Raw genomic sequence first — 10,974 nt, forward strand, 5'->3', positions numbered from 1 at the left:
GGCATTTTTCTAGGAAAAATGGATGGACTCTGATGTTTTACCATGGTGTTCCTGGCTGTGTCTAGGTATAGGTAATACTTAGCTAATACTGTAAATGAAATGCCTCTGATCCAATTTATGATGCAATTTATATGAGCAATTTTTTATATCAGTGATCAATTTCGTGTAGTTCTAGTAATATTCACTGAGACTTCACCAAATCTTTACTGAAACTTCACAAATTCTTTACTCAATCTTTAAATAAGGAATCACCACAGCCTGATGGGATAACTTTAATTTAAAAGCTAATCCAACTTTGTTTCACGCCACTTTGGCGGTAATTTACAGAATATGATTAATAAATATTAGCATAGTTTTGGATATCTGATTAAGTTTTTAGATAAAAACTTAATTATAACTCTGAATATTAATCATAATTACTATTTGTTTTGTTATAGTTTTTTATATATAAAACTAGCTATTATTATTTGTTTTTAACAAATATATTAAATATTATTTATGTATAGCAGAGTGTAAAATGCCGTATCAATATTATTTAGGGTAGTTAACCTTTTTACGCCAAATTTAGAGCGTCGAGCTAGTTATACGACCAAGTATAATTTTCAATTATAACTTAATCCTGGAACGAAAAATAATTAAATTAATATAAAATTGTTTAACATTAATTTAATTATGTCGTTATTATTTGATATTTAGCTTACTATTGTTAATGGGAATATATTCCATATATTTAAAAAAAACACTAAATATACAAAAAAATACAATTATAAACTATAAAAAACTACAATAATGCAATTCGATATAGTCTAGTATAAGGTGTACATTAAGATCCCATAACTATTAAGTTGTCAAAACAATTGCTAGTAAGTAGATAATGTGATATGACCAGATAAAGTGATACCATATAAAATAGCTCCTAGGTTCTACCACACTAATGCATCTACTCCGATGCTCAAGAGTCATTGTCTAACCGGGAGGTAATCTATGACTTCTCAAGAAACCGGAGCTTCGAGCTATGCAAGGTCTGCTTTAGCACAGGGTGTCTATGGGGAGGTGAAACTGGTGAAACTAAGGTACTTTCAAAGAGATGATTGTTCGGAGGCAATACCTACTAGGACAAGGAAAAGGGCTAAGGAAAAGGCCTTGGGGTAAGAGGAATACCTTTTCCCTTTGTCCATCAGGCGAGTGTGTCATTCCCTCTAAGCATGCAACTCGCTCTAGCCCAACTGCACTAGGGTGTTCTGGCATTAAGTTTTCCTGTATTGATCTTCACCTAACCCAAGCAATTACTAAGGCATCTACAGTTCAAGGGGATAACCGAATCAGTGAATTTACCTATGGGCTTTTGTGTTGAGGTAGAGTGTCCTGCAGTAAATCGCTATTCTTAGGTAGATTCACTGAAAACTTTGCTAAGTTGGCTAAGGTAGCCATCCTGACATGGCTAACCCTAGTATCTACCTGTGAAGACATCGGTTCTAACTGTAATTGAGAGTAGGACACTATGTTAACCAAGCTGTTAGGAAAAGTTATGCTCGTTGGTCTGCTCACTTCATTAGTGAGCTGTACTCAACCAGCAGATCAATCAAAGCCTAACTTAGAGCCATCAACAATTTCTGAAGACACGAAGGTGATTGTCTTAGGTGATATTTCAAAAAATCCAGCTAAAAAGATCCGCCGCTTCCAGCCCCTGGCAAATTACCTGGCTGACAAGTTGAGTCAGTTCGATATTAAAACTGGCGAAGTAAAAATTGCCTCGGATTTTCCTACCATGATCAACTGGCTCAAAGAAGGGGAGGTACACCTATACTTCGATAGCCTCTACCCAGCCATGAGGATTAATGAAGAGTCTGGTGCTCAAGCAATTTTGCGCCGCTGGAAACGGGGTGATGCTGAGTACCACACGATTATCTTTACTATGAAAGACCGAGGGATTAAATCCCTAGCTGACCTCAAGGGTAAGAAGATCGCGTTTGATGATAGACAATCGACCTCTGGCTATATGTTACCTATGGCTTATCTGATTGAAGCAGGTTTGAAGCCTAATGAAAAGGGATCAAGCAGTGATGTAGTGGCAGCTAATGAGGTGGGGTATATCTTCAGTGATGATGATGAAAATACTATCCAATGGGTGATTAGCTCAAAGGCAGACGCTGGTGCAGTGGATAACCAGACTTTCGAGCAAGTCCCCGAGGATGTCCGCCAAGCCATGAGTATCTTGGCTGAAACAGAAAAAGTACCTCGGCAAGTCGTGATGGTTCCAGGCAATATGGATCCTGAGTTACTGGCTCAGCTCAAGAGTATCCTGAGTACCATGCATAACGACCCCAAGGGCAAAGAAGTGCTGACTAAGTTCCAGAAGACTGCTAAGTTTGATGAGTTCCCAACTCTACAGGGGTTGGAAAGGATGCAACAGTTATACAACATTGTTGAGAATCGGTAAATTGCATGGGCAGATTTAGCTGGAGACAATGGCCATTAGCCACTAAACTGACAATGACCATGACTAGCTTGGTGATTGTGGCAGTGGCTAGTGTCACCATGCTATCTCTGCACCGTGAGCAACAAACCTTTCGTAAAGAACTCAAGCAACAGGCTAATCTATTGCTTAATACTCTGATCCTAGTGACTGCTGATGCGCTCTACCTTGCAGATCCTGATTCTTTGGAGCAGGTCATGGAGCAGCTGGGGGATCAGGGGTTAGTGGAGGAGGGTTTTATCTACCAAAAAGATGGACGGATCGTAGCCAAAGCCGATTCGGTAGATGGTCAGGTGTATAGTATCGAGAGTGACCCTGTTGGCGAGAAGCTGCTAAGGCTAAAACGTGATAAGATATATGTTGATTGGGATGCTGACCAACTTACTGTTGGGAAAGCAGTGATTCTCGGGAATCAGACAGTGGGAGCGATTAGTGTCGGACTGTCTACAGCTCCCCTGAACAATAAAATTGCTGCGGTACGCAATCAAGGTCTAGTGGTGGCAATAACTGCAGCCGCTGCCGGTACCCTGTTGGCACTGCTGCTGAGTCGGTCAATCACTGAACCATTGCAACAGATGACTGCTGCAACCCAGCGTCTGGCGGCTGGGGACTTGAACCAGAAGATTACTGTTCACACCAAGGATGAGCTAGCGGTGTTGGCAGATTCCTTTAACCGGATGACTTCCCGGCTGCGAAAACTCATTGAAAGTTTGGAACAGCAAACCGCAGATCTGCGCCAAAGTGAAGGTAAAAATCGAGCCTTGCTCAATGCTATTCCAGATTTAATGTTGCACTTTAGTCACGATGGTACATTTCTAGATTATAAAGTGGCAAGGAATCAGAACTCTTTTGGGTCTTTTGATCAAGTCTTGGGTAAAACGGTGTATGATGCATTACCACTAGAGATAGCTCAACTTTATATCCGCAATGTTCAGCAAGCTTTGGAAACTGGGGAGACCCAAATCTTTGAACATGAGAGGTTTATTAATGGCCAACGCCGCCATTTTGAAGCACGGATTGTGGTCAGTGGAGATAAAGAAGTGCTGACCATTGTCCGGGATATTACGGAGAACAAGTTGGCTCAGATTGAGTTGCAACAGGCAAAAGAAGCGGCTGAAGAAGCTAACCATGCCAAGAGTGCCTTTATGGCTAGTATGAGCCATGAGCTACGGACACCCCTTAACGGTATTCTTGGCTTAAGTCAGTTGCTCTGGGAAGATGCCGAGGAGTTAGGCTATGACGAGTTCGTCTCTGACTTAAAGGAGATTTGGAACTCTGGTACGCACCTGCTCACACTGATCAGTGATGTTCTAGACATTTCAAAGATTGAAGCGGGCAAGATGAACCTGTACTTAGAAAGCTTTGATGTTACTACCCTGATAGTGGAATTGGAAAGCCTTGCTAAGCCACTGATGCAGAAAAAGAACAATAGTCTAAAGATCAGCAGTGCTGACTCTCTCGGCACAATGGTGGCTGACCGGACTAAGCTCAAGCAGGTTCTGTTAAACTTGCTAAGTAATGCTGCTAAATTCACTGAAACAGGCACGATTACTTTTAGCATTAAGCGTGAAGGAAGTAACCATAGCAATGGCAAGAACGAACTGATCTTGGAGTTATCCCAACCTTATTCGAGATCCTCAAGTGCTTCCTACACCACAATCGATATTCCTACCTCCTCCAATACCTTAGCGAATCTCGAATCTGATCATTGGTTGATATTCTCGGTAGCTGATACTGGCATTGGTATGACTCCAGAACAACTTAACAAAGTATTTCAACCATTTACCCAGGCAGATAATTCAACCACCAAAAAGTATGGTGGAACGGGTTTAGGTCTTTCCATCAGCCAACGCTTCTGCCAGATGATGGGTTGTCAAATTACGGTGGAAAGCCAGATTGGTGTTGGCTCTACTTTTAGCATCCGTTGCCCTGCTATAGTAAATGACCCCAAAACAGAAACACCTAAGGGCATTATGGGTAATGGGTAATGGGTTAAGTGAAGGCAAAAGGTATAGCACTACGCATTCAGATGTTTGACATTGTCTTGATGCAATAGCGAGTGGGGGAAACCACGGCAATAGCGAGTGGTTTGAAGTTACCGTAAGACAGGCTCGCCTTAATCAATAAGTTTTAACCCTTTTTTGCATAACCTACCAACCATAAAGGCGAGCCTGTCTAAGGTTTCGTCTCCGGGGGAACCCCCAAGACCGCGCTGCCTCCCCAAGACCGCGCTGCATCGCTCCTAAACTCCGAAACTTAGTCATAGCTTACTTTTAGGTGCGACCCGTGGCGAATTTAATTCGCCGAACGCGCCCCGCGTCTCCTACGGAGAACGGAAAGCGCACCTTTGACTTCTGACTTCGAACCTTTCTGACTTGCGCGTAGCGCTATAAAAGGTAAAGTTTTCACATTTGAGCTTTCACATTTGAGCTTTCACATTTCACATGACAGCTTTCTTCTTTAATTCTTCACATTTGATCCTTCATGATTTGGCTCAAATGCTGTCAGTGATACTATCAAAGTTAAATGCCTTGACCCGAACTCCTGGAACTACGATGTTACCGTAGCGCTGTACTTTGCTTAGGCCATCGACTTCTTTCAACATTTGAGGCAGGCTTTGGTTAAAGCGCAGGTTTTTAATCGGGTAGGCAATCTGACCGTCTTCAATCCAGAATGTGCCATCACGGGTCATCCCTGTGACTTCTAGGGTTTTGGGATTGACATAGCGCACATACCAAGCACGATTTACCAAAATACCTCGCTCTGTCTGGGCAATCAGGTCAGCTAGACTTTGGCTAGAACCGGACATGACAATGGGAAACAATAGTCCAGTTGGATCTTTGCCTTTCTGAGCTGCCCAATAGCGGCTATAGTAAAGGATTTGGGGAATACCGTCCTTAATCACCTCGGTGTAGCGATTACTCAATCCATCCCGAAAGCAAGTGCCTAATTGGAGTAGGGGATGAGCAGGGTCGCGTTGTACCTGCACTATAGGGCTAAACATTGGCTGACCCAAGCGGTTACCAGTGGGCTTACCGGTTTGATCACTATGGGACATAAAGGAGCGTCCTTCATCCGCTGCCCGAGCATCCATATTCCAGATTACCCAAGACAGCAATTCCGCAAAGGCAGCACCATCAAATATAACTGGGTAGGTACCTGGATTCACCTTACGGGGGTGACGTGAGGCTTTAGCTCGTTCAATTAGAGCTGTTATCGATGACTTGTCTAAAATCGGTAACTGCTCTATGGCAAAGGCGGTGCTTTGACTCCAACTCGAACCATCGTCTATACGGGCTGTAACGCTACAATCTGCCTCTGTACCTTGGTCTAACGCTCGTAACCCTTGGGAGTTGCCCACAACTCGTAAAAAGGCTTGAGTACTAAGCTTACCAGACCCTTCGACTCCTGCCTGAGCAGTTAAGGTACATACTCCCTTGACCATTTCTCCCCGTTCCAAGGGGGAAAGGTTAGCTGTGGCTTGATCGAAGGCTGGGGTGCGTTGCTCATAATCCTGGGCTTCTAGTAGGGGTACCCATTCCGGATCTTCTGGGGCAATGCGAGCCAGTTGTTCAGAACGTTGGATAGTTTGGGCAATTGCCTCTGGGTCTAGTTCTGTTGTGGTAGCAGAGGCACAACGCTTACCGAAATAACTGGTAATGGTCAGTTGGCAGCGTTGGCGGCTGATATTCTGGGTAATCTGATTTTCCGAGAAGCGGCTCAGAAATTCGTCACCAAGGCTGAGACTGACGAATACCCCTTCTGCTTGGGATTGGGCAATGACTGAATCGACTAGGGATAGGGTTTGATCTTTGCGATCGCATATCGGAGCAGCAGCTAGGGTCATTTCCTGTGGGGATGGGCTTGATAAGCAGCTAATTATTCTAGTAAAAAAATATTATCCTGTAGTATACCAAAAATGTCTCAGCTTATAGGAAAAGGGTGAATGAGAACGATACCGCTGCTAGCTACCACTATCATCAGTTTTGGTTTGACAAGTATTGCTCAAGCTCAAGGTCAAAAGATTCCTGAGTATAAAGGAACCAAGCAGTTGATGGAAGGTCCATACTCCAATAACCTGGATGCGGCTTCATACTTTCAAGTTGGCGTGAAACTGTACGGACGCCGGGACTTTCCTGGGGCAGAGCGCGCTTTTCGTAAAGCCCTTGAGTTTGACCCCTATATGGCCATGGGACGCTATTTGTTGGCGAATACCTATTTGCAGCAGGGTAAGAACCAGCTGGCATTGGAACAATACCAAATTGCTATTGCCCTTGACCCAACGTTGTCACAAGCTTATTACAACTTAGGCATTGCTTTTTACAAGGAAGGGGCACCCGATAGTGCGATCGCTGCTTATCGACAGGCGTTGTCTTTCAATCCCGAATCAGCCGATATTTACTATAACTTAGGGTTAGCTCTGGAATCTCAGGGTAATCAAGAAGAGGCGATCGAACACTACCAAGCCACCATTCGCCTAGACCCAGATTATGGCAAAGCTTACTATAACATGGGACTGATTTTAGTCGAGCAAGACCAGATTGGACCAGCAACTACTGCACTCAGACAAGCAGTTCGCACTCAACCTAAATTGGTGAAAGCACACTACCAGTTGGGACTATTACTGGTGGAGCAAGGGGAAAAGTCAGCGGCAGAGGAATCCTTTAGGGAAGCAGTTAAGGTTGACCCGAAGTTGGCCCCGGCTCAGTATCAATTAGCGGTAATTTTGTTTGAGAAAGGAGAGTTGGCGGAAGCGATTACTCGGTTTCGCTTGGTGACGGAACTGGAACCGGAAAATGTGGATGCTTACCGACAGCTAGGGGCAGCACTGACAGCGAATGGTGAGTACGCCGAAGCAGTTACCACACTCAAATTAGCTGTGCAACTGGATCCTTACCACGCCTTGACCCACTACAACCTTGGTGTTGCTCTACAACAGCAAGAACAGTATGAGGAAGCCATGGCTGAATATCAGCAAGCTCTTAGCCTGTCTCCGGCATTAGCAGAAGGTCATTACAACTTGGGTGTAGTCTTAGAAAAGTCTCAACAGCGAGAGGAAGCTCTCTCTTCTTTGGTCAAAGCTAGAGAGTTATTCGCCTTTGCAGGTAATGAGGAGAAGGTGACAGAGGTTGATGAGTACATCAAGCAGCTAGAAGCACAAGAAAAGTTGGTTGATACTCAAGAAACTCCTGAGGTAGACTCTCCTGAAATTCCACAGATGAAGTCTCCTGAGATTCTGGAGGTAGAATCCCAAGAAACTCCTAAGGTAGATTCCACTGAAACTGAACAGATGGAACCGGAAAAGTCTGAACCAGAAAGAGGGATTCCTAAGCTTTAGATGGGTAAGCGGTCAATATCGGCGTTGGAGCCAATGATAACCATAAGCATATCTTTGTACAGCAGTTGATTAGGGTCAGGGTTAATCTCAAATTCAGCATCTCCCTTGATAGCCAGGACAGTCAAGCCATAGCGCTTGCGCAATTCCAGTTCCATAATGCTTTTGCCATCAAATTTTTCTGGCACTCTGACCTCGACAATACTGTGCTTAGAGTCTAGGTCAAACCATTCCAAGATGGATGGTTTGGTGAGGGAGCGTGCTAAAGCACAACCTGCGTCATTCTCAGGAAAAACTACATGATCGGCTCCTACCCGTTTTAACAGCTTGCCATGAACTTCTGAGGAAGCTTTGGCAATGACGTAAGGAACTCCTGCTTCTTTTAAGTTGAGGGTGGTGATAATGCTTTCTTGTACATAGTTACCGATGGCAATAATTACTGTATCAAATTCCAAAATCCCGGCTTCTTTCAATGCTGAGGGTTCTTTTGAATCGAGCTGCACAGCATGGGAAGCTATTTTATTGGTTAACACTTGGGAAACTAGTTTTTCATCAATATCAGTACCCAGAACCTCATAGCCAAGTTGGTAGAGTGTGGAACAGACGGCTCGACCAAAACGCCCTAATCCAATAACGGCAAACTGTTTATTTTCTTTGGGTAGGTTACGCAAGAATGTTAAAAATGATAGATTCACGATGCCTCCTGTGACTTGCTTAGTGTATCCCTTGTAGTTTTAGTAATTTTTTACGTCTTACTTGTTTATTCTTAAGTATTAATTGCCATTTGCCATTGGCAAGCAAGTAGACCTTTTCCCTAGGATTATCCCACAAGTAAGTTTTCTTCTGGATACTGAACTGCGCTGGGACGGGGTTCTCCTAGTAGGGATGCCATGAGCAACAAAACTCCAACCCTGCCAATGTACATTGTTCCAATTAAAACTAGCTTTGCCCAGGTAGAAACGTCTGGGGTAATCCCTGTGGAAAGACCGACAGTAGCAAAGGCTGAGACGACTTCAAATAAAATCTGAATAAAATCCAGGGTTGGCTCAGCTAGTGAAATTAAAAGTGTTGATATAATTACTGTAGCGCATGACCCTACTAAGACTCCAATCGCTTTTAGAATTAGTTCAATTGGTACCTGACGCTTATATAGATAAACGTCTTCTTTTCCTTGTAAAATTGCTTGGGTAGAACTAACTAAAACTCTTACTGTTGTAGTCTTGATGCCACCACCTGTTCCCCCGGGACTGGCTCCAAAAAACATCATGGTAATGGTAATAAATAAACCTGCTGTGGTCATTTTACCAAGATCAATGGTGTTAAACCCTGCGGTTCTGGTGGTCACTGACTGAAACCAGGCTTTGATAAATTTGTCTGATAATGTTGAAGCTCCTAGAGTGTTATCATTATTAAACTCAATGAATAAAAATGCTATTGTTCCCACTATTAACAAAAAGATAGTGGTGCTAGTGACTACTTTAAAATTCAGGGAAAATTCCAGAGACTGACGTCGTCGGAGAATGCGATCGCGCAACCAAAGATAGAACTCAAAAATTACCTGTTGACCAATGCCACCGCAGATAATTAGAGCTGTGATCACTAGATTGAGGAGAAGAGATGACTGATAACTTGTCAAACTGTCTGGGAAAAGACTAAATCCGGCATTATTCCAAGCACTCACACTATGAAAAATGGCTAACCAGAATCCCTGGTATAATCCATAATCGGGAACAAACACTAGTAAAAGTAGAAAAATGCCTGTGATTTCAAAAATTATTGCTGTGGCAATGATGGAACGAATTAATGCTGCACTGTCTTGTAAACCTTGTCGATCTAAAGCTTGTTGAATGGCGATTTTCTGCTTCAATTTGAACTTGCGCCCTAGTATTAAAATGAGAAATGTGGTGGTGGTCATATAGCCCAAACCACCAATTTGAAAGAGGGCAAGCACAATCAACTGTCCCCAGAAGGAAAAATAGGAGCCAGTATCGACAACCACTAGACCAGTAACACAAACAGCAGAGGTTGAGGTGAATAGTGCCACCATCGGGTGAGTCCATGTGCCCTCACTAGCAGCAAATGGCATCATTAGCAAAATAGTTCCGATGGCAATTACGGAAAGGAATCCAAGGCAAATGGTTCGGGGAATAGTCATTGGTCATTGGTCATTGGTCATTGGTCATTTGTCTTTGTCATTGTTTATTTGTGATTTGCCATCTGTCAAGACCCTTTTCCCTTAGTAGCGGGTCACAGCCTTCTCCCGTCGAATTGGGTATGGTTTATGGAAGTGAGAACCGCTATAGTTGGTGATACGGAACGATGCTACTGGACATAATATGACATTGAGTCTTGAAAAATTGAGTCTTGAAAAACAGATTCAGGAATTTTATGATGCCTCTTCTGGCTTGTGGGAAGCAGTTTGGGGTGAACATATGCACCATGGCTATTATGGCTGGGCGGGTACTGAGAAGAAAAACCGACATCAGGCACAAATTGACTTGATTGAGGAATTGCTCTGTTGGGCTGAAGTGGAGCAAGCTAGTACTATTCTGGATGTCGGTTGTGGGATTGGTGGGAGTTCACTTTATTTAGCGCAACAGTTTGAAGCAAATGTTACTGGAATTACCTTAAGTCCAGTTCAAGCATCACGAGGGACTGAACGAGCGCAAGTGGCTGGGTTGGCAACACGGGTTCAGTTTCAGGTTGCTAATGCTTTGGATATGCCTTTTGCTGATGAAACCTTTGATTTTGTCTGGTCGATGGAGAGTGGAGAACATATGCCGGATAAGCAACAGTTTCTTCAAGAATGTTATCGGGTGCTGAAACCTGGGGGAAGGTTTTTAATGGCAACTTGGTGTCATCGTCCGATAACCTTGGCGACGGGACAATTGACAACAGATGAACAGCAGCATTTGGCTGAGATTTATCGGGTTTATTGTTTGCCTTATGTGATTTCTTTGCAGGAGTATGAGGAAATTGCTGGCAATTTGAATTTCCAAACTATTCGGACGGCGGATTGGTCAGATGCGGTTGAACCGTTTTGGGATATTGTGATTGATTCTGCTTTTGAGCCGAAAGCGCTTTTAGGGTTGCTCAATAGTAATTGGAAAATTGTGGAAGCGGCACTGTCGATGGGGTTGATGAGTCGAGGGTATCGCCGGGG

The 10,974-nt window shown here is 43.6% G+C and carries 7 protein-coding genes; 4 read left to right on the top strand and 3 right to left on the bottom strand.

All coding sequences use genetic code 11. The features are described from left to right. Positions 1-1,501: 1,501 nt before the first annotated feature. Together F6K38_RS28060 and F6K38_RS28065 are read left to right on the top strand one after the other, a co-directional pair. Positions 1,502-2,440 (top strand): phosphate/phosphite/phosphonate ABC transporter substrate-binding protein, encoded by a 939-nt coding sequence (locus tag F6K38_RS28060; RefSeq protein ID WP_008183124.1) that lies wholly within the window; start codon positions 1,502-1,504, stop codon positions 2,438-2,440. Positions 2,441-2,445: 5 nt separating this feature from the next. Beyond that, entirely contained in the window at positions 2,446-4,464 is a 2,019-nt protein-coding gene (locus F6K38_RS28065; protein WP_071986863.1) for an ATP-binding protein, read from the top strand. A gap of 506 nt (positions 4,465-4,970) precedes the next feature. Here F6K38_RS28065 and F6K38_RS28070 read toward each other — a convergent pair. After that, complete coding sequence (locus tag F6K38_RS28070; RefSeq protein ID WP_008183128.1) at positions 4,971-6,323, bottom strand: TldD/PmbA family protein; 1,353 nt, start codon at positions 6,321-6,323, stop codon at positions 4,971-4,973. Between the two features lie 99 nt (positions 6,324-6,422). Here F6K38_RS28070 and F6K38_RS28075 point away from each other — a divergent pair, with 99 nt between their 5' ends. After that, positions 6,423-7,814: a tetratricopeptide repeat protein gene (locus tag F6K38_RS28075; RefSeq protein WP_287314142.1), complete on the top strand. Its 1,392-nt coding sequence runs from the start codon at positions 6,423-6,425 to the stop codon at positions 7,812-7,814. Here the strand turns inward: F6K38_RS28075 and F6K38_RS28080 are convergent. Beyond that, a complete protein-coding gene (locus F6K38_RS28080; RefSeq protein ID WP_044492856.1) occupies positions 7,811-8,506 on the bottom strand; it encodes a potassium channel family protein in 696 nt (231 codons plus the stop codon). The genes F6K38_RS28075 and F6K38_RS28080 overlap by 4 nt on opposite strands. 125 nt (positions 8,507-8,631) lie before the next feature. Next, entirely contained in the window at positions 8,632-9,966 is a 1,335-nt protein-coding gene (locus F6K38_RS28085; protein ID WP_008183134.1) for a TrkH family potassium uptake protein, read from the bottom strand. Positions 9,967-10,147: 181 nt separating this feature from the next. Here F6K38_RS28085 and F6K38_RS28090 point away from each other — a divergent pair. Beyond that, positions 10,148-10,974 (top strand): methyltransferase domain-containing protein (locus F6K38_RS28090; protein ID WP_287358353.1); only part of this gene is annotated, 827 nt, incomplete at its 3' end.

The sequence above is a fragment of the Moorena sp. SIO3B2 genome (assembly GCF_010692525.1).
Lineage (GTDB): Bacteria > Cyanobacteriota > Cyanobacteriia > Cyanobacteriales > Coleofasciculaceae > Moorena > Moorena producens.